21 protein-coding genes are annotated in these 22,740 nt (G+C 45.4%); 7 read left to right on the top strand and 14 right to left on the bottom strand.

Features of this window, described 5'->3' with window-relative positions; genetic code table 11:
• The first annotated feature begins 69 nt into the window (after positions 1-69).
• The 3 genes from BLT53_RS19330 to BLT53_RS19320 all read left to right on the top strand — a co-directional run bounded on the left by BLT53_RS19330 (position 70) and on the right by BLT53_RS19320 (position 7,351).
• Positions 70-1,365: a glutamate-1-semialdehyde 2,1-aminomutase gene (locus tag BLT53_RS19330; RefSeq protein ID WP_090237511.1), complete on the top strand. Its 1,296-nt coding sequence runs from the start codon at positions 70-72 to the stop codon at positions 1,363-1,365.
• Between the two features lie 276 nt (positions 1,366-1,641).
• Complete coding sequence (locus tag BLT53_RS19325; protein WP_090237510.1) at positions 1,642-6,096, top strand: glutamate synthase-related protein; 4,455 nt, start codon at positions 1,642-1,644, stop codon at positions 6,094-6,096.
• Positions 6,097-6,274: 178 nt separating this feature from the next.
• Positions 6,275-7,351 carry an FUSC family protein gene (locus BLT53_RS19320; RefSeq protein ID WP_090237508.1) on the top strand — a complete coding sequence of 359 codons (1,077 nt, stop codon included), beginning with the start codon at positions 6,275-6,277 and terminating at the stop codon, positions 7,349-7,351.
• Positions 7,352-7,395: 44 nt separating this feature from the next.
• Here BLT53_RS19320 and BLT53_RS19315 read toward each other — a convergent pair whose 3' ends face one another.
• The 8 genes from BLT53_RS19315 to BLT53_RS19280 all read right to left on the bottom strand — a co-directional run bounded on the left by BLT53_RS19315 (position 7,396) and on the right by BLT53_RS19280 (position 16,491).
• Complete coding sequence (locus BLT53_RS19315; RefSeq protein WP_090237507.1) at positions 7,396-8,307, bottom strand: ABC transporter permease; 912 nt, start codon at positions 8,305-8,307, stop codon at positions 7,396-7,398.
• Positions 8,308-8,322: 15 nt separating this feature from the next.
• Positions 8,323-9,324 carry an ABC transporter permease gene (locus tag BLT53_RS19310; protein ID WP_090237505.1) on the bottom strand — a complete coding sequence of 334 codons (1,002 nt, stop codon included), beginning with the start codon at positions 9,322-9,324 and terminating at the stop codon, positions 8,323-8,325.
• 92 nt (positions 9,325-9,416) lie between these two features.
• Positions 9,417-11,018, bottom strand: a complete 1,602-nt coding sequence (locus tag BLT53_RS19305) for an ABC transporter substrate-binding protein (protein WP_090237504.1) — start codon at positions 11,016-11,018, stop codon at positions 9,417-9,419.
• 55 nt (positions 11,019-11,073) lie between these two features.
• A complete protein-coding gene (locus BLT53_RS19300; RefSeq protein ID WP_090237502.1) occupies positions 11,074-12,042 on the bottom strand; it encodes an ABC transporter ATP-binding protein in 969 nt (322 codons plus the stop codon).
• Positions 12,023-12,982: an ABC transporter ATP-binding protein gene (locus BLT53_RS19295; protein WP_090237577.1), complete on the bottom strand. Its 960-nt coding sequence runs from the start codon at positions 12,980-12,982 to the stop codon at positions 12,023-12,025. The genes BLT53_RS19300 and BLT53_RS19295 overlap by 20 nt, the downstream gene beginning before the upstream one ends.
• A gap of 295 nt (positions 12,983-13,277) precedes the next feature.
• Entirely contained in the window at positions 13,278-15,026 is a 1,749-nt protein-coding gene (locus BLT53_RS19290) for an ABC transporter ATP-binding protein (protein WP_090237500.1), read from the bottom strand.
• Between the two features lie 390 nt (positions 15,027-15,416).
• The gene (gene ntdP, locus BLT53_RS19285; RefSeq protein WP_061974274.1) at positions 15,417-15,944 is read right to left on the bottom strand and encodes a nucleoside tri-diphosphate phosphatase; all 528 of its coding nucleotides are present in this window, start codon (positions 15,942-15,944) and stop codon (positions 15,417-15,419) included.
• Between the two features lie 370 nt (positions 15,945-16,314).
• Positions 16,315-16,491: a gamma-type small acid-soluble spore protein gene (locus BLT53_RS19280; protein WP_090237575.1), complete on the bottom strand. Its 177-nt coding sequence runs from the start codon at positions 16,489-16,491 to the stop codon at positions 16,315-16,317.
• A gap of 188 nt (positions 16,492-16,679) precedes the next feature.
• Here BLT53_RS19280 and BLT53_RS19275 point away from each other — a divergent pair, with 188 nt between their 5' ends.
• Positions 16,680-16,904, top strand: a complete 225-nt coding sequence (locus tag BLT53_RS19275) for a cytosolic protein (RefSeq protein WP_090237499.1) — start codon at positions 16,680-16,682, stop codon at positions 16,902-16,904.
• 42 nt (positions 16,905-16,946) lie between these two features.
• Here BLT53_RS19275 and BLT53_RS19270 read toward each other — a convergent pair whose 3' ends face one another.
• The 3 genes from BLT53_RS19270 to BLT53_RS19260 are packed head-to-tail and all read right to left on the bottom strand — an operon-like array spanning position 16,947 to position 19,113.
• Positions 16,947-17,708, bottom strand: coding sequence for an SDR family NAD(P)-dependent oxidoreductase (locus BLT53_RS19270; protein WP_090237497.1), 762 nt, complete (start codon positions 17,706-17,708; stop codon positions 16,947-16,949).
• On the bottom strand, positions 17,705-18,796 hold the full coding sequence (gene mutY, locus BLT53_RS19265) for an A/G-specific adenine glycosylase (RefSeq protein WP_090237496.1): 1,092 nt from the start codon (positions 18,794-18,796) through the stop codon (positions 17,705-17,707). The genes BLT53_RS19270 and mutY overlap by 4 nt, the downstream gene beginning before the upstream one ends.
• On the bottom strand, positions 18,793-19,113 hold the full coding sequence (locus tag BLT53_RS19260) for a hypothetical protein (protein WP_090237494.1): 321 nt from the start codon (positions 19,111-19,113) through the stop codon (positions 18,793-18,795). The genes mutY and BLT53_RS19260 overlap by 4 nt, the downstream gene beginning before the upstream one ends.
• Before the next feature lie 47 nt (positions 19,114-19,160).
• On the opposite strand from BLT53_RS19260, the gene BLT53_RS19255 reads away from it, so the two are divergent.
• A complete protein-coding gene (locus BLT53_RS19255) occupies positions 19,161-20,156 on the top strand; it encodes a metal-dependent hydrolase (RefSeq protein WP_090237493.1) in 996 nt (331 codons plus the stop codon).
• Positions 20,157-20,174: 18 nt separating this feature from the next.
• On the opposite strand, the gene BLT53_RS19250 is transcribed toward BLT53_RS19255, so the two are convergent.
• The gene (locus tag BLT53_RS19250) at positions 20,175-20,429 is read right to left on the bottom strand and encodes a YfhJ family protein (protein ID WP_090237491.1); all 255 of its coding nucleotides are present in this window, start codon (positions 20,427-20,429) and stop codon (positions 20,175-20,177) included.
• Between the two features lie 101 nt (positions 20,430-20,530).
• Between BLT53_RS19250 and sspK the strand changes: the two genes are divergently transcribed.
• Positions 20,531-20,686: a small, acid-soluble spore protein K gene (gene sspK, locus BLT53_RS19245; RefSeq protein ID WP_090237490.1), complete on the top strand. Its 156-nt coding sequence runs from the start codon at positions 20,531-20,533 to the stop codon at positions 20,684-20,686.
• Positions 20,687-20,801: 115 nt separating this feature from the next.
• On the opposite strand, the gene BLT53_RS19240 is transcribed toward sspK, so the two are convergent.
• On the bottom strand, positions 20,802-21,119 hold the full coding sequence (locus BLT53_RS19240) for a YfhH family protein (RefSeq protein ID WP_090237488.1): 318 nt from the start codon (positions 21,117-21,119) through the stop codon (positions 20,802-20,804).
• 75 nt (positions 21,120-21,194) lie between these two features.
• On the opposite strand from BLT53_RS19240, the gene BLT53_RS19235 reads away from it, so the two are divergent.
• Entirely contained in the window at positions 21,195-21,866 is a 672-nt protein-coding gene (locus BLT53_RS19235; RefSeq protein ID WP_090237487.1) for an SDR family NAD(P)-dependent oxidoreductase, read from the top strand.
• Here BLT53_RS19235 and recX read toward each other — a convergent pair.
• Entirely contained in the window at positions 21,853-22,665 is an 813-nt protein-coding gene (gene recX, locus BLT53_RS19230; protein WP_090237485.1) for a recombination regulator RecX, read from the bottom strand. The genes BLT53_RS19235 and recX overlap by 14 nt on opposite strands.
• Positions 22,666-22,740: the final 75 nt, after the last annotated feature.

Here is a 22,740-nt window from a genome sequence, read left to right as displayed (position 1 = left end):
AACAGCCCGAAACATGCTACAATAAAGAATGGTTTCTAACCAGGTTTTAAACTGCTAGGAGGACGAATCATGAATCATCAACAGTCAGAATTACTATATAAAGAAGCACAGGAGCATATTGTTGGAGGCGTAAATAGCCCATCGCGTTCATATAAAGCGGTCGGTGGCGGTGCACCGGTGTTTATGGAAAAAGCAAAAGGAGCGTACTTTTGGGACGTAGACGGTAACAAGTACATAGATTACCTCGCGGCTTACGGGCCAATCATCACTGGACATGCCCATCCCCATATTACAAAGGCAATCACAAATGCGGCCGAAAACGGCGTTCTTTATGGTACACCTACAAGCCTCGAAGTGAAGTTTGCAAAAAAACTGAAGGAAGCCATGCCTGCCATGGAAAAAGTCCGTTTTGTAAATTCAGGAACAGAAGCTGTCATGACGACCATCCGTGTGGCACGGGCTTACACAGGGCGAGACAAGATCATTAAGTTTGCCGGCTGCTATCACGGCCATTCCGACCTTGTTCTTGTAGCCGCTGGCTCAGGGCCTTCCACCCTTGGCACTCCCGATTCTGCCGGTGTGCCAAAAAGCATCGCCCAGGAAGTAATCACCGTTCCATTCAATGACATTGATTCCTATCGGGAGGCTTTACAAAAATGGGGCGACGAGATCGCCGCTGTTCTAGTGGAACCCATCGTCGGCAATTTCGGTATTGTTGAACCGAGGGAAGGGTTCCTTGAAGCGGTAAATGAATTGACCCATGAAGCTGGCGCGCTCGTTATCTATGATGAGGTGATCACTGCGTTCCGCTTTATGTACGGCGGAGCACAAGACCTTTTGAACGTGAAACCCGATATGACGGCTCTTGGGAAAATTATTGGCGGCGGTCTGCCAATCGGGGCTTACGGTGGAAAAAAAGAAATTATGGAAAAGGTGGCGCCTCTTGGACCTGCCTATCAGGCCGGAACCATGGCAGGAAACCCGGCATCCATATCAGCAGGAATTGCCTGCCTTGAAGTGCTTCAGGAAGAAGGCGTATACGAAAAAATGGATAAACTGGGGCAAAGACTTGAAGAAGGTATCCTCGCCCATGCAAAAACATACAACATGCCGATCACAATTAACCGCCTTAAAGGAGCATTGACTGTTTACTTTACTCATGAGAAGATCTCCAATTATGAACAGGCCGAAAATACGGACGGCGAGCTGTTTGGCAAATACTTCAAGGCCATGCTCGAAGAAGGAATCAATCTCGCACCTTCCAAATATGAAGCGATGTTCCTGACCACCGCTCATACTGAACAGGATATTGAAGAAACATTAAAAGCGGTGGAGTCTTCATTTAAAAAACTTTCCGAAATGTAATTTTTATTAAGCAGAGTGAATAATCACTCTGCTTTTTTCATTCAATTTTGTAAGCGCTTACTTTAATTGTCACGTCCATCTTTGGTTTCTCCGCTTCGTAATATTCACAATTTTGAATAAAGATAATTGACTGACTATTTAAACAATGGTACTATGATAAGAACGGAGAAAAAATAACTCTCGAAAATAACACATTGGCAAAGAGATAAAACCATTTCTAGCGATTTGGTTTTTTTATGTCTTATATTAAAACCTTGGAGATAAGGGGGCGATCGAATGGTTAAGTCATGGAGTCCTGCTCAATTTAAGGATTACAAGAAGCAAGAGTTTGACAGCTGTGGAATTGTTTCGGTCATAGAAAAGGAGAACATTCCTACAAAAAAGAATGTGGATGATGCCATTTCTGCATTGATTACCATGAACCACAGAGCAGGTTTTATCGAAAACGAAGGAGACGGCATTGGGATTAATATTGATATTCCAAAGGCTCTATGGAAAGAAAAGCTGACCCGGGAAGGTCTCCCCTATGCTGCCGTGGAGTCGGATCAATTTACCGTCGGACATATTTTTATTGATAAAAATGCGGACAGTCTGTCAGAAAGGGCTCAAATCAAGAAGTTGTTTGGAACACATGGTTTTGAACTGCTTTTTGAAACCACATCTGTGACAAAGTCTGAAGCACTCGGTCCGATCGCCAGAGGAGAAGAGCCTGTATTCTGGCAGGTGGCCATTCATCCGGAGAAAGAAATGGCGGACCTCGATTGTACGCTGTTTAACCTGCTGACTGATATAGAAGTTTCACCTTCTGTTCATGTTGCGTCCTTAAGCAACCATCATGCGGTTTATAAAGTCATGGGATCAGGAGAGACCCTTCCTGCTTATTACCATGACCTGAACAATCCACTGATTGCATCGACTGTTACACTCGGACATAATCGCTATTCGACCAATACACTATCTACGTTTTTCAGGGTGCAGCCGTTCAGTGTGCTTGGCCACAATGGCGAATTAAATACGATTGCGAAGCTCCGGGAGGAAGCTGAAATTGTCGGTATTCCGGTCACTGTCGGCGGAAGTGACTCACAGGATTTAAACCGGGTCATCGAAACATTGATCCTTCGTGACGGGTTTACACTGTTTGAGGCGATGGATGTGCTGTTTCCCCCCATCATACATGAAATTAAATCCTATCCTGATCATCTTCAGGATCTTTATACCTACCTGCGGGAAGCGTGGGGGCATTTTGCACAGGGGCCGGCTGGTATCATTTCAAGATTCGGACGGGAAGCAGTATTCAGCGTAGATGCTCTTGGCCTTCGTCCGATTTGGCAGCTTGAAACGGAAACCTCCCTTTTCTTCTCATCTGAGCAGGGCATTCTATCAAACAATGAATTTACGGCAGAGCCCAAGTGTTTTGCGCCTGGGGAAAAAGTAGGGTTAAAGCGCGAAGATGACGGACGCCTGGTTTACTATGATCATAACGGTTACCAGGAAGCTGTCTTCTCTTCCATGCAAGAACGAATTAAGGTTGACGGCGCCCGCAAGCAACTGGATACTCCGGCTATTGCTACTGGTTATGTCCGCGCCCCGCTCAAGAAGCACAATGGCTGGTATTCTGCGTACGGATGGGACCGTGAACAAATCCATCAGCTCGAACAGATGGCGGAAAAAGGGGTTGAGCCGATCCAATCGCTCGGCCACGATTCACCGTTGGCAGCCCTGCATCCGGAACGTCAAAATATTGCCGATTTTATCAAAGAAAGTGTTGCTGTTGTTACCAATCCAGCCATTGACAGAGACCGCGAAACAGAGCATTTTTCTACCCGTACCATTATAGGGAAACGGCCATCCCTTTTTGAAAAAGAAGAGTCACTTGGAACGGTCGAGCTGCTGACTCCCCTGCTTGTGGAAGGAAAGGACGGAAACGAGCTTTCCAAACAAAAGCCCCACCCTTCATATGAGCAGCTCAATGCTTACTTTGAAGATAGAAATGAAAAATATATTCTTCATACCGTCATGAAAAACGAAGAAACGGTGGAAGAAGCCTTAAAGCGGCTTTGCAGTGAAGCGGCAGCTGCCATAAAGGACGGGGCGAGCATCCTTATATTGGACGACAATCAGGCACACCGTATGCATTTATGGCTCGATCCCCACCTCGTATTATCCGCTTTGGATCAAAGCCTCAGAAAACAGATGCTGCGCCGCAGTGCATCTCTTATTCTAAGATCCGCCGCCATCCGGTCGCTTCACGACATCATCCTGGCGATCGGGCTTGGAGCGGATGCTGTCAGTCCTTACTTGCTCTTTGAAACCGTTACGGAGCCTGAGGATTCCACTCCGGCAATCAAATTGTTTGAAGCGTTGAACAAAGGGCTGGAGAAGGTGATTTCCACTATAGGAATCCATGAATTAAGAGGCTATGACCGTCTCTTCTCCAGTATCGGGCTGAGCCAGGAAATTGCCGAAACACTGAACATTGTTAACTTTTTCGGATCAGAGAGCCTAAGCTATAATTTCTCGGCACTGAAAGAAGACAGTCTTGCCCGCATGGAAGTTTTCAAACAGGAAAATGCAAGGCCAAGTAAAAGCTTCCGCCTCTTTCCGCGCATTTGGAAATCCATCGGTGATATCGCAAGCGGAAAAGCTGATTACAGAAGCTATGCCGAAAAATTATCGGAACAAGAATTGAAGAATCCGATCGCCCTTCGCCATCTGACCGATTTAGTTCCGTCACAGACTCCTGTCGATCCGGCTCAAGTGGATATCGGTGTCAAAGACCACAGCCTTCCTTTTGTCATCAGCTCGATGTCATTTGGCTCGCAAAACGAAACCGCGTTCAGAGCGTATGCGGAAGCCGCAGATGTACTGAATATGATCAGTTTGAACGGCGAGGGCGGAGAGATCAAGGATATGATAGGAAAATATCCAAAAACACGGGGACAGCAAATTGCTTCGGGACGTTTTGGAGTCAATATCGAACTGCTCAATTCCTCCAACCTGCTGGAAATTAAAATTGGCCAGGGAGCAAAACCAGGTGAAGGCGGCCATTTGCCAGGCTCCAAGGTGACACATAAAATCGCCGAGGCAAGGAACGCGACCATTGGATCGGATCTGATCTCCCCTTCCAACAACCATGATATTTACTCTATCGAAGATTTGGCTCAAATGATTACGGAATTAAAAACCGCGAATGATCAGGCAAAGGTATCTGTAAAAGTTCCAGTAGTTCCCAATATTGGCACCATCGCTGTTGGTATTGCCAAAGCTGGAGCTGATATCATTACGTTGAGTGGATTTGACGGAGGAACGGGCGCAGCCAGGGTTCATGCCCTACAGCATGTTGGCTTACCTGCTGAAATCGGTGTAAAGGCTGCACATACGGCCTTGCTCGAATCTGGGCTTCGCCACAAGGTTGAGCTTTGGGCTGATGGAGGAATTCGCAGTGCCCTTGACGCGGTAAAAATGATGCTGCTCGGGGCGAACCGCATTGGTTTTGGCACCCTGTCCATGGTAGCAATCGGTTGTACGACCTGCCGGGGCTGTCACTTGGATACATGCCATGTGGGAATAGCCACTCAAATTGATTCCGAACAAAAAGCCACTGATCACGGCCTTCGACGCTTTGTGCCAAGACAGTTTGACCCTGCTGTTCAGGGACTGGTGCGACTGTTTAGTGCATTTGGAGACGAATTGCGCCTGCTCACCGCTTCTCTTGGTTTTTCATCGGCTCAGGAACTCGTTGGAAAGTCCAATTTGCTTGTTCAGGCTCGAGGCCAAGAACAGATCGACTTATCCACCCTGCTTCAGACCTCGGTCGTAGAAGAAATAATTCCTGTGCCTCAAGCGGAGGAAAAATTGCTCGCAGCTGTGACGATGGCTGCAGGAGCGGAGTATCTGGATAATGACGTTGCACAGCTTGCCCAGTCCAGAGAATTTCAATTTGTTACCGCAGAACAGCGCGTGCTTGGCAGCCGTGTCTCCGGGTACAACGTTCGTTCAAAGCAGTCCGGCAAAAACATTACGCTTAACTTTAAAAACGGCTCTATTCCCGGAAACGGTCTTGGTGCCTATACGTCAAAAGGAATTAAAATCAAGGTAGAAGGCGGAGCACAGGACGGTCTGGCCAAGACCGCGTTTGGCGGATCGATTACCATCTTGAAGGCCAAAGGAAAAGACGGAGCCTACTATAACGGTTCCGTCGGAAAAGGCTTTGCCTATGGCGCACAAAAAGGCCTTTTCATGATTCAGGGAAATGCAGACGCCAGAGCGGGGATCCGCTTGTCCGGGGCAGATCTCATCATTGGCGGCAAGCTTGCCAATCCGATTGTTAAGGATCGCGGCAATATTGGTACAAACGCGAATATCAAAGGATTCGCCTTCGAATATATGACGAATGGCAGAGGACTCGTTCTTGGCGATCCGGGCCCATGGATCTGTGCCGGCATGACAGGCGGTGTGGTTTACCTCCGCCTACAGCCGGAGATGGGCCTTACGAAAGAAGTTCTGCAGTCCAGGATTGCAAAAGGCGCGAAAGTGTCTCTCGAGCCTGTCGGATTTAAAGGTGCAGATGACATCTCCGAACTGCTGACAAAATACATGGCAGCTCTAGTGAAATCCGAACAGTTCGAAGAGGCAGCTGAAATCAAGTACCTAATTGAACATCCTCTTGAGCACTTTGTTCAGGTCATCCCTGTTAAGGAACAAGCCGATCCAGATGTTTCAACTGAGTAAATAGACTATTAAAACCATCCATTATGGGGAATTATCCCTATGGTGGATGGTTTTTTGCTGTTTATTGTGATTCTAGAAATTGTTGCAAATGAATACTTGATTATTACGGGGAATCATTGTATAGTTGTCAAGATTATTAGTGATCTAATTTTAATTACAGAAGGGAACACCTTTTCAGATGAAACTTGGAGCCCGAATGATAAAAACGGGGTTGGCCATCACCATGGCCATTTATCTAGCCATGCTTTTTAATTTGAACACACCAGTTTTTGCTGCAATTGCAGCTACGTTTGCGATTCAGCCATCAATATACCGGTCCTATCAAACCATTATTGAACAGATCCAGGGCAATGTCATTGGTGCATTCTTCGCCATTGTCGGAGTGCTCCTGCTCGGAAACAGCCCGTTTGTCATCGGATTTGTCGTGGTTATTGTAATCGCCGTAAACTTGAAAATCAATGTGGAGAAGACAATCCCCCTTGCCATCGTGACGGTGATTGTCATTATGGAAAGCCAAACGCCAAACTTTATCTCGTTTGCGCTTGGCCGGTTCTTGCTCATTATGCTGGGCGTCGTATCGGCTTTTCTCGTAAACTTAATTTTTATGCCGCCAAAGCATGAAACAAAGCTGTATTACAGCATTTCGAATTTAACCGATGACATTATTAAATGGATGCGCATGATTAACCGCCATGCCTCGGACTACTCGGCCATTAAAGATGACATTGGGACGATGAAGGAAAACAGCATCAAGATGGATCAGCTCTATCTTTTATACAAAGAGGACCGCACTTATCTTAAACACAATCAGTTTACCAAAGGCCGGAAGCTTGTCATCTACCGGCAAATGATCCATACAACGAAGAAACTGCTTGAATTGCTGCGAAACCTGCACCGGCATGAAAACGAATTGCTATGCATGCCCGAAGAGTTGCGGGAGCTGATCACAGAACAAGTGGAATGCCTGACCAGCTGCCACGAACAGGTTCTGCTGAAATATACAGGCAAAATCAGGTCTCAGCATTCAGCAGGATTGCTTGATGAGCTTTGTGAAAACAAGAGCTCCTTGATGAAATCCTTCATGAATTATTATAATGAAGTTGAAAATGATCAATGGATGCAATGGTTTCCCGTATTTGCGCTGATTATCGATTACAGTGACCAGCTGGAGCATTTGAACCGCTTGGTTGAAAGCTTTAAGAATCATCATACTGATGATAATGAACTGACGATAAAAGAAGAGAACATCAATTAAAAGCATTAAAAAACTCCTGACGCCTGTCAGGAGTTTTTTGCCGTTTAGCTCTTCATTCTCGGATCGAGTGCATCCCGGAGGCCGTCCCCCATCAGGTTAAAGCCTAAAACGGTAAGCATGATGGCGAGGCCCGGAAAGATAACAGTCCAAGGGGCCTGGATGATGAAATCCCTTGAATCCGCAAGCATTTTCCCCCATTCCGGAGTTGGAGGCTGAGCTCCAAGACCCAAAAAGCCGAGAGCTGCAGCTTCAATAATGGCTGTCGCAATAGCCAGTGTCCCTTGAACGATGATCGGTGCCATACTGTTGGGAAGCACATGGTGAATCAGGATTCTGGAATCCTTCATGCCGATCGCCTTTGCCGCTGTAATGTATTCTTCCTCCTTCACGCTCAGCACGCGTGAACGAACAAGTCTTCCGAATATCGGAACGTTAATGATGGCGATGGCAATCAATGCGTTTCTCAGGGATGGCCCAAGAACGGATACAACAGCGATGGCCAAAAGAATGCTCGGAAATGCAAGCAGAATATCAAAAATACGGGAGATAATACCATCTACGATTTTCCCGTAATAACCGGCGATAATTCCCAGGGCCGATCCGACAATAACGGATCCGGCTACGGAAACAAATCCTACCCACAGGGAGATTCTTGCTCCGTAGAGTACCCTGCTGAAAATATCCCTGCCAAACTCGTCGGTACCGAACCAATGCTCGCCTGATGGCGCAAGGTGCTTGTCCGCCAGTTTTTGGTCCGAAAAACTGTATGGTGCCAACAACGGAGCGAAGATTGCGATCAAGATGAAAAAAACAACGATTCCCAATCCAACCATTGCAAGTTTATTCTTTTTAAACGAGCGCCACGCATCTTTCCAGGGCGAGATCACTTTGTCATCGCTTTGCTCCATCACCGGCGGGTTGTTTAACGGTGGTGTGCTCTGTGCCAATTCTGCCATACTAAACTCCCCCTATCAGTACTTAATGCGCGGATCAATGGCCGCATACAGGATATCCACGAACAGATTGATAAGAACAAACAATGTCGCCACTACAAGTATCCCGGACTGGATCACAGGATAGTCACGTGACTGGATGGCATCGTATATATAAGTTCCGATCCCCGGCCATCCAAAGATGGTTTCAGTAAGAATGGCACCTCCAAGAAGAAGCCCTGTCTGCAGACCGATGACAGTAATAACCGGAATCATCGCGTTTTTCAAGGAGTGCTTGTACACCACCCAGAACATTTTCAATCCTTTCGCCCGTGCTGTACGGATGTAATCAGATCTCATGACTTCAAGCATGCTGGAGCGGGTCATCCTTGCAATGATCGCCATTGGAATCGTACCAAGGGCAATACCAGGCAGGATTAAGTGTTTGACCACTTCTATGAACTGGTCAAACCTTCCCTCCATCAACGTATCGATCAGATACAAATGCGTGATGGCTTCTACAGGCATCCGTATATTGTCCCGTCCTGTTGTCGGAAGCAGGTCCCATTTAATAGATACAAAATATTGCTCCATCAAACCGAGCCAGAAAATTGGCATGGAAACCCCAATAAGCGCAATCAGCATGACGGCATAGTCAAACCATGAGTTTTGAAACCATGCGGAGATAATGCCGGCATTCACACCGATAATGACAGCAATTAAAATCGCTACAAGCGACAGTTCGATGGTTGCTGCCAAGTACGGCCATATTTCATCGCTGATCGGGGATCTTGTTTTTAAAGACATCCCCAGATCTCCCTGGAACAGTCCGCCTAAGTAATGAACGAATTGCGTATACCAGGGTTGATCAAGGCCCAATTGTTTTGTCAGTGTTTCAATCGCGTCTTTTGATGCTTGCTGGCCCAGAATCAATTGTGCAGGATTACCAGGTATTGCGCGAATCATCATGAATACAATGAACGTCATGCCAAGAAGTACGGGTATCAGCAAACCAACCCTTCTGATCGTATAAGAAAACATGTCCACACCTCATTTACGCGTAGTTGTGTTACATCCTGATGTTTTTCTCCAAAACAAAAGGGGAGCATGCAAGATACTCCCCCGTTTTTTCATTACTTCGACATGGAAACATCAACAAATGATTGAGAGCCTTTAGGATGCGGGTAGAAATCTTTAATCGTGCTCACACCAGCAAGCTGTGGCTTCGCATGCACAAGAGGAACCCATGGTGCATCTTCGTGAATAATTTCCTGTGCTTTTTTGTATAACTCTTCACGTTTTGCCTCATCAGCTGTGGATTGTGCTTCAATCAACAGTTTGTGAACCGGTTCGCTCTTATAACGCGAATAGTTATTGGAATCGATCGTATCTTTATCAAGAAGCGTATACAAGAAGTTATCCGCATCTCCGTTATCCCCTGTCCAACCGATCAAGAAAGCAGGTGATTCGCCTTTACGCAGTTTCTCCAGATACGTCCCCCACTCAAAGGTTACAATGTTTGCTTTAATTCCAACTTTTTCAAGGTTAGCCTGGATCGCTTCAGCAATTTTTTGTCCGTTTGGCATGTAAGGACGTGATACCGGCATAGCCCAAAGATCCATTTTGAAGCCGTTTGGATATCCTGCCTTTTTGAGAAGCTCTTTTGCTTTTGCTTCGTCATAAGCATAGTCTTTTACATCTTTGTTTTGTCCCGCAATGGAAGATGGAAGCGGCGTTGCTGCCGGTTCAGCTGTTCCATTGTAGAAGTTTTTAATTAAATCATCCTTGTTCACAAGATGGCTGATCGCCTGGCGTACTTCTTTTTTGTTGAATGGTGCTTTTTCCGTATTGAACCCGAAGTAAGCAACGTTCATAGAAGGACGCTCAAAGATTTGCAGGTTTTTATCTGCTTTGATCTTATCAAGGTCACTTGGGTTAACGCCGTCGATCAAATCAACTTCACCTTTGGTTAACGCATTCAAGCGGGCAGAGTTGTCTTTGATAACTTTAAATGTAACGCCATCAAGCTTAGGAAGTCCTTTTTTCCAATACTTATCGTTTTTAACCACAGAAATCGTGTCTCCGCGCTTCCACTCTTTAAACTTGAAAGGTCCTGTTCCTACAGGATGCTCACCGTACTTATCACCATATTTATCAATTGCAGCCGGGCTGGAAATGGCAAACGGGCTCATCGCAAGGTTTTTAAGGAATGGCGCTTGCGGGCGTTTCAGCGTAAATTCAACTGTAGAATCATCAAGTGCTTTTACTTCTTTAATCACCTGGCCAGGATCATTCTTGAATCCGCCAAACATGGAAGCATAGTAAGGGAATTTGGCAGCGTCACCATTCACCCAGCGCTCGAAGTTTTTAACAACGGCATCTGCGTTAAAATCCGTGCCATCCTGGAATTTAACTCCTTTTTCAAGTTTGAACGTGTATTTAAGGCCGTCTTTGGAAATATCCCAGCTCTTTGCCAACTCAGGCACAACATCTGTATTTTCTTTTTTATAGCCTGTCAATGTTTCAAATACTTGCTCTGTAATGATAAAAGATTCACCGTCTGTTTCATGAGCCGGATCCAGTCCAACCGCATCGCCGCCGCGTCCATAAATCATGACGCCGCCGCCTTTTTCTTTTCCATCGCTGCTGGCGCCTTCACTAGAAGACTTACAGCCGGCGAGCCCCAGTGAGAGAACCAAGAGTAACACCAGAACTGTTAATGAGCTTTTCTTCATGTTCTTTCCCCCGTTTTCATATAGTTTTTTTGCCTCTATTTATGTGTACGAGCTGTCATTCATAAAGATGACAAGCTACGTAATGGCCTTTTTCCACTTCCTTAAATTCGGGCCGTCTGGCAGAGCACACATCCATTGCCTGCGGGCAGCGGGTATGAAATGCACAACCTTTGGGCGGATTGGACGGACTTGGTACATCCCCTTTAAGAATGATGCGTTCCTTCTTGATCTCTACGTCCGGAACAGGCACCGCCGAAAGCAAAGCCTGGGTATAAGGATGAAGCGGATTATCATAAAGCGGTTCACTGTCGGCGAGTTCAACAATCCTGCCGAGGTACATGACCCCTACCCTGTCACTGATGTGTCTGACCACACCGAGGTCATGGGCAATAAACAAATAAGTTAAACCAAAGTCCTTTTGAAGATCTTGCAGAAGATTGAGTACCTGTGACTGGATGGAAACATCAAGTGCTGATACAGGCTCATCAGCAATAATCAGCTTGGGGTTAACCGCCAGTGCACGCGCAATCCCGATCCGCTGACGCTGTCCACCACTGAACTGATGGGGATAACGTTTGGCATGGTAACTGTTCAGTCCAACAACCTCCAAAAGCTCCTTCACCCGTTTCTTTCGTTCCTTTGCATCTTTTACACCGTGGACGATCAGCGGCTCCTCCAAAATTTTTTCAACGGTGTGCCTCGGATTAAGTGAAGCAAAAGGATCCTGGAACACCATCTGCATTTCTCTTCTCATTTTGCGCATTTCATTTGAAGATAGGCCGAGAACATCTTTTCCTTCAAAAAAGACATTTCCTTCACTTGGTTCCAGAAGTCTCAGGAGCATGCGCCCTGTCGTCGACTTGCCGCAGCCGCTTTCTCCCACAAGGCCAAGTGTTTCCCCTTTTTGGATGGTAAAAGATATTCCGTCTACAGCCTTTACCTCACCAACTGTCTTTCCAAGAAGACCGCCTTTTATCGGAAAATGCTTCTTCAGATTTTCAACTTTAACTAATGGTTCGGTCAACGATGTTTACCCCTTTCTCATCCTCGTACAGCCAGCATCGGACCCTTTGGCTGCCTCCAAGGCTTTCCAGCGCAGGCGTTTCGCTGATACAGCGGTCAAACGCGTGGGCGCATCGGGGCGCAAATTGGCATCCCGCTTTTACTGAGCCGGGCTTTGGTACATTTCCAGGAATAGAGTACAATCTTTCTTTCTTATCCCTCATGTCCGGTACAGACTGAATCAGTCCCACCGTATAGGGATGCTTAGGACTTGTAAAGATGGTTTTGACATCTGCCTCTTCCACTACTTTTCCTGCATACATAACTACCACTCGCTGGCACATTTCTGCCACCACACCAAGATCATGCGTGATCATCATGATGGCTGTATCTGTCTCTTCATTGAGTTTTTTCATCAGCTCAAGAATCTGTGCCTGAATCGTGACATCAAGAGCCGTCGTCGGCTCGTCTGCAATCAGCAGTTTCGGAGCACAAATCATGGCCATGGCAATCATTACCCTCTGGCGCATTCCTCCAGATAATTGATGCGGAAATTCTTTCATTAATTCTTCCGCACGTGGGAGACCAACCATTTTCAGCATATCAACGGCATGTGCCTGAGCTTTTTTCTTTGGCCATTTTTTATGTATTTGCAAAGCTTCGATCAGCTGGCTGCCGATGGTGAAAACCGGATTTAAACTTGTCATCGGCTCCTGAAAAATCATGGCGATTTCATTTCCGCGGATTTGTCTCATTCTTTTTTCCGAGGCAGAAACAAGATTCTCCCCATTAAACAGAATATCTCCCTCTACTTTTCCCGCGGGTGAAGGCACAAGTCCCATAACAGATAAAGAGGTAACACTCTTGCCGCATCCAGATTCTCCGACGATTCCAAGCACTTCGCCGGAATTCACCTGAAAATCAATGGAATTAACAACAGAAATTTCACCATCATCTGTCATAAAGGAGGTCCTTAATCCTTTAACTTCCAAGACAGGACTGCTCACTAACCCAACCCCTTTCTATGATGCTTTTTTCTTTCTGCGTGAACATTTAGTAGGACACTCTACTTCGAATTATGACACTAGTCTGATAATTTGACAATATGAAAATTTTTAAAAATTTAAAAGAAATAACATTTTTTTGTTAAATGCAGGTCTTTTTTAATAATAAAAAGAGGCGATGCACACTGAGTACACCGCCCTTTTCCTTAGTTTTCTGATTTACCATCACAACTTTATTCCTACATTTGCGAATTTAATCTCCAAGCTGCTGAACCGTAAACAGATTATAATAAACTCCTTGCCGAGCCATAAGTTCCTGATGGGTTCCGCTTTCTGCAATTTCGCCATTATTCACCACAACAATGCGGTCGGCATGAGTAATGGTCGCCAATCGATGGGCTACTATAAATGTGGTCCGTTCTTTTGCAAGCTTGTCGAGCGATTCCTGGATCAGGTGTTCACTTTCCAAATCGAGAGCAGAAGTAGCTTCATCCAAAATCAATATCGGCGGATTCTTAAGAAAAACCCTGGCAATGGCGAGCCGTTGCTTTTGACCGCCGGAAAGTTTGACACCCCTTTCTCCGATTTTTGTGTCATATCCTTCCGGGAGGCTCATGATAAAGTCATGGGCGTTCGCTGCTTTTGCCGCTGATATTACTGCCTCATCAGACGCTTCAGGATTTCCCATGAGAATATTGGCTTTTACAGATTCACTGAATAAAATGTTATCCTGCAGAACCATACCGATTTTATCCCGCAACGAACGTACCTTAAAGTTGCGAATGTCTTCCCCGTCCATCCGAATGCTGCCTTCGGAAACATCATAAAACCTTGGAATCAGACTGACGAGAGAGGATTTTCCTCCGCCACTCATCCCCACTAGCGCAATCGTCTGACCCGGTTCAACCTCCAGATTGATTCCTTTTAATACATAAGGTTCACTCTCGTTGTAACGGAAATAAACATTTTCAAATGAAAGCTGACCTTTTACCCCGTTAAGTTTTCTGGCTTCTGGTTGGTCATAGATATCATATTCTTCATCCATAAATTCAAAAACCCGGTCCATGGAAGCGAGGGACTGTGTCAGCGTGGTAGAGGAATTCACAAGTCTTCGCAGAGGGTTGTACAGCCTGTCCATATACCCTGCAAAAGCCACTACTTCCCCGACGGAAATATGACCGCCGATGGCCCGGTATGCCGCAAAGCCAATAACAAGCAAAGGGGCAATATCCGTTATGGTGTTCACCACGGCAAACGTTTTGGCATTCCATGTCGTCTGATCCATCGCTTTGTTGAGAAAATGGGAATTTCTTTTGTTAAATTGAACCTGTTCATAGTCTTCAAGCGCAAAACTCCGGATCACGGACATTCCCTGCACCCTCTCGTGCAAATGACCTTGAACTTCTGCGAGTGCCTGTGACCTCTGTTTGGTGAGTCCGCGGAGCCTTGTATAAAAGTATTTGACCGAAAGACCGTAGAACGGCAACATAGCCAAAGCCACCAGCGTCAGCCAGCCGTCCATGGTTGCCATAATCACGATGGCAATCACAATTGTGAACATGTCCAGCCAGACATTCATTAATCCGGTAATGACAAAATCCTTCGTTTGCTCCACATCATTGATGACCCTGGAGATGATTTCTCCCGACTTATTATTGGAGTAAAAACGCAAAGACAGCCGCTGAATATGTTGATACAGTTTGTCTCTTATATCGTATAAAACTTTGCTTCCCACCCATTGGGCATAATACTGTCTGTAATATTCAATTGGCGGCCGAAGCACACCAAAAATAAAGAACGCTCCTCCCATCAGCCAAAGCAGTTTGACCATTTTTTCACTGGTCGTTAATCCTTCCCCGCCAATGATCGTGTCTACCACATATTTTAAAATGAGCGGAATAAGGAGCGGAATTCCAAATTTTAAAATCCCGATCACAATCGTCCATGCGATCTGTTTTTTATAAGGTTTAACAAAACCCAAATACCGTTTAATACTATCCAAAACATCACACCCTAATTAGAAATGCTGAAGCAGGCGTTCAGAGCTGCAGGGCATTGGAGCTCTCACGCAGCTGCACGCTTTTCGTGTAGACCGGGAGAGCGAAATGACCAAAGCTCTGCCTGCTGAAGCTAGATCGAGAAATGCTGAAGCAGGCGTTCAGAGACGAAAAACACTGGAGGGTTTTGGCATAAAGTCACAACACTTTATTTAATCAACACAGGTTGGCCGTCACTCTCCTGCTGTCTCACTAAAGCTACACGCTTTCATACCAAAATAACGCCTGAGGATAGATCCCGTTCGGATCCACCAAGGCGTCCATCGCAAACATCTATAGTATACATCCTTATGGGCAGAAAAACCTGTTGAATGCTTGATTCAACAGGTTTTTTCTTATCTGAATTCCAAATACCGCTCGTACCATTGCTCAATAAAGCCAGGTTCAAACGGGCCTTTTCTCTGATTGATCATGGAAATTAAATCATTTAGGTTCTTTTGGATAATGTAATCAAGCTCTGGCGGGTATTTCATGATCTGTCGGTGCAGGCTGTATTCATCTTCATCAAGCAGTATATAGGACATATCAGGAAAAACTTTTATATCCAAATCATAATCAATATATTTTAGCGCCTCATTATCCCAAATGTACGGTGTCCCCAGGTTGCAATAGTAGTAAAAGCCATCCTGCCGGATCATGCCGATTACATTAAACCATTGTTTGGCGTTAAAGTAGCAGATTGCCGGTTCCCGTGTCCGCCACTGCCTGCCATCTGATTCTGTTACGAGAATACGGTCATTGCCTGCGATAACAACGGACGAACTTCCTTTCAGGATAACCGTATCTTCCCAGGTTCGATGGAGCGATCCATTATGTTTGTAGCTTTGAATATCAATAATACTTCCGGGTGTGGGAAAACTCATATGCCTCTCCTTTCCTTCGCGATTCCGGAAGCCAATGGTTTACCAGTTATGTGGTTACTCCTTTCCGATTAAAATAATACATATAGGTAATTCACCAGCTTCGTTGCAAAATACGTTCATTGTGTCGTCTCATCACTATTCTAGCCCTGCCCGGCGTTCATCATCCCCAAGAATCAGTCACTTTACGTTATTTTCTCTTCTATAGTATATCGTTTTACGAATAGTTTGGAAATGATAGTTACCCTGTTTATTGAAAAAAAGCTCGCCCATTTTTTCATTGCCTAGTTCTTTTCCCCCTGTATGTAGTCAAAAAACCCAAGAAAACCAAAAATGCCCCCTGCGTATAGCAGGGAGCATTAATGGATAGAGGTTACTGTTGGTTACCTTGGCCTTTGCGTTGTTGAGATTGAGCGTTTTGCTGACGAACCTGTTGAGCGTCAGTTTCGCTTCCGAACTCAGCACCGTATTGACCTTGGCCAGCTTGAGACTGTTGGTTTTGACGTCTAACTTGCTGTGCGTTTGTTTTTGACTGTTTGTCCATGTGTATCACCTCCACGAAAATTAATTTAACCCTCCTCAAATGTTTTTATGTGAGCAAAAGAAAATTTTTTGATGAATATTTTTCGTGGTTGCGGCATCCCCAGACCGGGTATAGGATTGCAAATGTGATGAAAAACTAAAAAAGAATTTTAACGTGGTGTGAATGCACCAAAACTGGCACTGGGAGGTAAAATCATGTATGTAGGAAGAGACATGAGCGAGCTGGATATGATGAATAAAAAGGATTGGAAGGACAGTGAACTGGCATACTTCCACCAGTCTTTCCAGCAGATTACACCTTATTTAAACGAAGAAGGTGTGACCATACATCGAGAAATCATCAAGGAAATCGAAGCCAGGGGCGGTCTGAAAAGCGGCGAAGCAAGTTATGAGAGAGGCACTGCCCCCAAGGTGGACTAAACACACAAAGGTGATCCTGAACGTCCAGGATCACCTTTTCATTTAAAAATTACTGTACGATTGCCCGCCGTCAACGTTCAACGTGGCGCCAACCACCCAGGATGCACGGTCAGATGCCAAAAACACAACCGTGTTGGCAATTTCCTCTACCGTTCCAAATCGCTGGGCTGGAATGTTTTGCTGAATATACTGGTTGATTTTCTCCGGAGTTTCTTTAAGCCTGCGCTGCCAGTTCCCCGTCGGATGCAATACAGAACCAGGCGCAATTCCCGCAACCCTCACGCCCTGGGATATCATTTCATCTGCAAAGGACTTTGTAAACGAGATGAGGGCCGCTTTACTGCCATTGTAGGTTGGCTTTCCACCCGACTCCCGGCCGAAGATGGATGAAATGTTAAGTATTGTGCCTTTTTCCTGTTTGACCATTTCTGCCGCTGCCAGCTTGCTCATTCCAACCGCAGACAAATAATTCAAATGCACGGATTCCTCAAACTGGTCCATTGTGGTTTCCATTACAGCCGATCCATTGCTTCCTCCCGCATTATTAACAAGGATATCAATGCCGCCAAAATGCGAGATGAAATCCTGAAGAATGCGTTCCCGATCTTCAGATAACGTCACATCCCCCTGAATGGTAAAAAGAGATTGGCCCAATTCTTCCCTTGCTTCTGTCAGCGCCTGCTCCTGTCGGCCGCATATGCCGACAATTGCTCCTTCTTTCAGGAACAGATGGGCAATTCCCTTTCCAATGCCCTTGGAACCTCCAGTGATTAATACTTTTTTCTGATCCAGATTTAAATTCATAAGACTGCCACCTCTTTCGCCAATTTTATGATTTTTTGATGTGAGACCGGGAAAGGATAAGTCTCCATTTCTTTAAAGGTCACCCACTTGAGATTATCCTTTTCCCCATTTTCATTGATACATCTCCCTTCGAATATTTGAATATCCCACTTCAGGTGGGAAAATATGTGTTCAAGGTTACTGATATGATCACCGATTTCTGCGGTAATTCCCCATTCGGCTTCAAGAAAAACCGTAATATCTTCGGTTTCGCTCTGCCCTCTTTTTTTGACTGGAACATTCGGAAATTCCCACAGATTGGCGAGAAGGCCATCCTTGGGGCGCTTGTGAATGAGGTATCTTCCATCTTGTCTTCGCAAAATCAGGGCAGCCATATCCACCTGCCGAGCCTTTGTTTTTTTCTCTTTTACAGGAAGCTCCCGCTGCCTCCCCTGTTCGAAGGCACGACAGTGATCATGCACAGGGCAAATCAGGCAAGCCGGAGACTTTGGTGTGCAGATCAAGGCTCCAAGCTCCATCAATGCCTGGTTGAATGAAGAAGGATCTTCCTTTGAAATAAGTTCGCGAACCGCCTTTTCAAATAAAGTCCGGGTTTTGGGCTTTCCAATATCTTCTTCAATGAGCAGAATCCGTGACAGCACACGCATCACATTGCCATCCACCGCGGGTTCGGGAACGCCGTAGGCAATACTAAGTATCGCTCCTGCAGTATAAGGCCCGACACCTTTCAGCTTGGATATCTCATCCGGTGTATCGGGGACTCTTCCTCCATATTGCTCGGCAACCGCTTTTACCGCGGTTTGCAAATTGCGAACACGGGAATAATAACCTAAACCCTCCCATGCCTTCAACACCTTCTCTTCATCTGCTTCGGCAAGCGCTTCGAGCGTTGGAAAAAGGCCGAGGAACCGATTGAAGTAGGGAATAACCGTGTCCACACGGGTTTGTTGGAGCATGATTTCTGAGACCCATACTTTATAGGGATCCTGATCCGCTCTCCATGGCAGATCACGCTGGTTCATTTTGTACCAGTCCACCAGGTCTCGCTGAAAATCCAAAATCGAAAAATCGTCAGTATAAGAATTCAAAATGCTTCTTCACCTTTCTTTTGAAATGCCCAGCAATGGAGCTTTGACAGACCGCCGGAAATCATTTGCTCCAGCGCTCCATAAACGGAATGATCTGTGGACAGTCGCTTTTCTTTAATGGAGATGTAAGCTTGCGGATCACTGACATCAAAACATTCAACATACAGAAAATCCTGGTCGATGGCTTTCATCCAGACAGGCGTTGACACACCATCTTTTTTTAATGCAGCAAGCACTTTTTTCATATACTTTTCATATTGGCCGACTCGATCGGAGTTTACTTTATATTCAATAAAAACCGTTATTTTATCATTCAAGGTAAGATCCTCCCTTCTACCACTAAACACGTAAGGAGGTGTGTAAATTGGATACTGGAACCCATGTCGTAATGGGGCTCGGGCTTGGCGGGCTGGCAATGCTCGATCCGGCCGTCTCTTCCGATTCCATTACTGCCCATGCTGTTATACTCGGTACGCTGGTTGGTTCACAAGCACCCGATTTTGACACCATATTAAAATTAAGGAACAATGCCGTTTACATCCGCAACCATCGGGGGATCACCCACTCGGTACCTGCCCTGTTTATATGGCCGGCTGTACTCTCGTTAATTATCTATGGGCTAAGCCCTGAAGCCAATGGTCTGCATTTATGGCTTTGGACGTCTCTGGCGGTGTTGCTCCATGTTTTTGTCGATATATTTAATGCTTATGGTACACAGGCTCTCTATCCTTTTTCAAAAAAGTGGGTCGCTCTGGGAGTGATCAGCATTTTTGACCCGTTCATTTTCATCCTTCATTTGCTCGGATTGGCGCTATGGTATGGAGGCTTTGATCCGGGAAGGACATTTGCAGTGATTTATATTATCCTGGCCGGTTATTATTTGCTCAGGATCTGGAACCGGCACCGGATCACGCAGGTTGTCCGGCATCATATACCGGAGACGATCGAAGTCATCGCATCCCCAACCATTAAATGGGGACAATACCACCTGGCCATTAAAACAAAGCATCAATTCTTTGTAGGCAACATGAAACAAGGCCGTTTTAGGGTGCTCGATACCTTTGACCGTGTAGAAGTGCCGGATACAGACGTTATTCAGGCCGCCAAGAAAGACAAAAACCTTTCGGCGTTCCTTTCCTTTTCACCGGTTTACCGGTGGGAGGTAGAAAAGAACAGCCATGGACATGAAGTCCGTTTTATCGACCTCCGCTACAGGAGCAAGGGGCATTATCCCTTTGTAGCCATTGTCCAGCTGGATGAAGAGTTAAATATCATAACGTCTTATACCGGCTGGGTATACAGCGAAGACAGATTGCGAAAAAAACTGGATTTTACACCGGGTGTATTAAAAAACGAGTGATGAAGGAAACTCCCTTCATCACTTCTTTTTTTTCAAATGTTTAAATTTTGGATTGGATGTTTCGTATTCATGGAGCTTGGGACCAAAACTGTTCATCCATTGCACAACCATTTCTTCAGTTTTATTTTTACCGCCATATTCGTATCCCGCCCTCGCACGGGAGGACTCGAAATCTTCCCATAATCCTTCGGTCCAGCTTCTGGCGTCGTCATAAGTGAGATGTTCATTTTTGGACATGAGCACACGGGCAAGGCGGTCAAATCTTTCCTCCATTTTTTCTTCCTCCTTATCCATTATTTTGCCGTTTTCTGTTCACATTAAAGGGTTTTATTCAAACCATACTAGATGGGAACCGATTTTAAGGAGGGCTAAACATGCGAAACAAATCGAAAAACTTTCCTAATCGGATCTCCTTCTCAGGTGAGCCGAGAGCCAAAGAAGAATTCTCTTCCAAGCGGCCAGACGGATCCATTCGTGACCATCCACAGGAGCGAATGTTTCAATCCAATCGACACCGGGATGATCAATAGCTCTTGCGGTTATGGATGTTGCTGAAACATTCAGCGATGCCAAGCGGCTTCATCCACACACGCAAGCGTTAGTAGTGCCGGAAAAAGAAGCGGTCCTTTCCGCTTCTTTTTTCAATTATTGGCCGGGCTGCTGCAGCATGGCGATCGGGAAAGCTTCCATTTCCTGCGATTCGTCTCGGTATCCCCATGCAAAAATTCCATTCATGTACAATATTTTAAAGGAAGATCCGGGAGCCCCCTCTACCCCGTATGTTTTTCCGGGATCAAACAGGGTCGGGTCCAGCATATATGATTTCGCCATCATAATTTTACGCTCATACACGGCAAATTCGCTTACCATTCCCATCTGTTCCGCCTTTTGCGCTTTTGCATGAAGGTCAGCAATTTCGTTCTGAAGTTCTGTCTTATTCATTTCACTATATCTTTTTTCCATGATGAGCCTCCATTCTACTGCTTTTAGTATAATAAACATTGTATAAGAATCCAAACGAATTGAAAGGATGATCCCATGAAATCAGTGATTATTACCGGAGGCGGCTCAGGACTTGGAGCGGCGCTGGCGGAAGAATATGCAAAAAAGTATAAAGTAATCCTTATCGGGCGCACCTTAAATAAATTGACGCTGGTGAAAGAGCTGGTGATGCAAAGAGGGCAGCAGGCGGATTGTTATGCCTGTGATGTAACATCCATGGAGGAAGTGAAACGTGTATTTGGACAGCTTTTTCAGCAAGAGGATATACATATGCTGATCAATAATGCCGGATCGGGTATCTTTGGGCCGCTGGAAAAGTTTACAGAGGAGGACGTAAACCTTTTGCTGGATACCAATGTAAAAGGCACAATATATACTACGATGACGGCTTTGCCTTATTTAAAGGATAAAGCACAAGGCCAAATCATGAATATCATTTCCACCGCCGGACTTCGGGGGAAAGTAAATGAATCCGTCTATTGTGCGAGCAAATTTGCCGTGAGGGGATTTACGGAAAGTCTGGTAAAAGAACTGGACGGAACCGGAATCAGCGTAACAGCGGTTTACATGGGAGGCATGGATACGCCGTTTTGGAACGACAGCGACCATGTGAAGGACAAATCCCGCTTTAAAACACCTGAGCAGGTGGCTGCGCAAATTGCAGCTGAAGACACCGGAAATGCGGGCGAGATCTTTATTGATCGGTAAAATCAGAATTCAGCACTTCATCGATTAAATCGATAGGAAATCCTTTACCATATAAATGCTGTTTCATTTTGTTGCGATATTGCAGCCCGGAAAACTTTTTATAGCGCCTATGGGCCTTGTTGGCCTGTTTTAACAAGGCTTCCATTTCCTCCTCCCTTGAGCTTTTCAGGTCAATATTTCCCAGAGCTTCTTCAATCACATCCCAGGAGTGTCCTTTTTGCAGGAGCTGCTGGGATATTCTATTTCGCCGTTCATTACTGGACAAGCCTTTATTTTGGTTTGCCTTTTTCTGAGCGAAAGAAACAGCCGCCTCAATTTGCTCTTCAAGTGGAAATTCCTTCATCGCTTTTTCAATAACAGGTTGGGGGATGCCTTTTTGCGAAAGCTCTCTTGTTATGACTCCCACCCCTTTTGATGTCGTATTCTTTCTCGTCCGTACAAACATCAGGGCAAACTCGGCATCATCAAGATACCGGTACTCCAGCAGCCGCTTGATGACCTCTTCGATCGCGTTATCCTCGTATTCCTTCTTTTTCAGGTAATCCCGGACTTCCTTCACTGACCTCATTCGAAATGACAAATATTGAAGAGAGGTGTTAAATCCTTTTTTGATTTCATCTTCATACAGGAGGTTTTTTAGCTCCTCAGTATTGATTTCCAATCCTTTTTTCAATTTGAATTGAATCAAAATATCAGTATCAACGCTGAATCCATACTCTTCTCCCTTGCCCTGATCGATATAGATATTGAACCGGTCCGCATTCTTTTTTTGAGTTGTGATCTTTGTAATGACTGTCATATTTATCACCCCGCTACTACGTTTATTTTAACATATAAGACCAAGCAAAAGAGCCCGCAAAACCTTATGCGGACT

Source organism: Fictibacillus solisalsi (assembly GCF_900103485.1).
Taxonomy (GTDB): Bacteria; Bacillota; Bacilli; order Bacillales; family Fictibacillaceae; genus Fictibacillus_C; species Fictibacillus_C solisalsi.
Note: the sequence above shows the minus strand (reverse complement) of the source record. Positions and strands in the feature narration are given on the sequence as shown.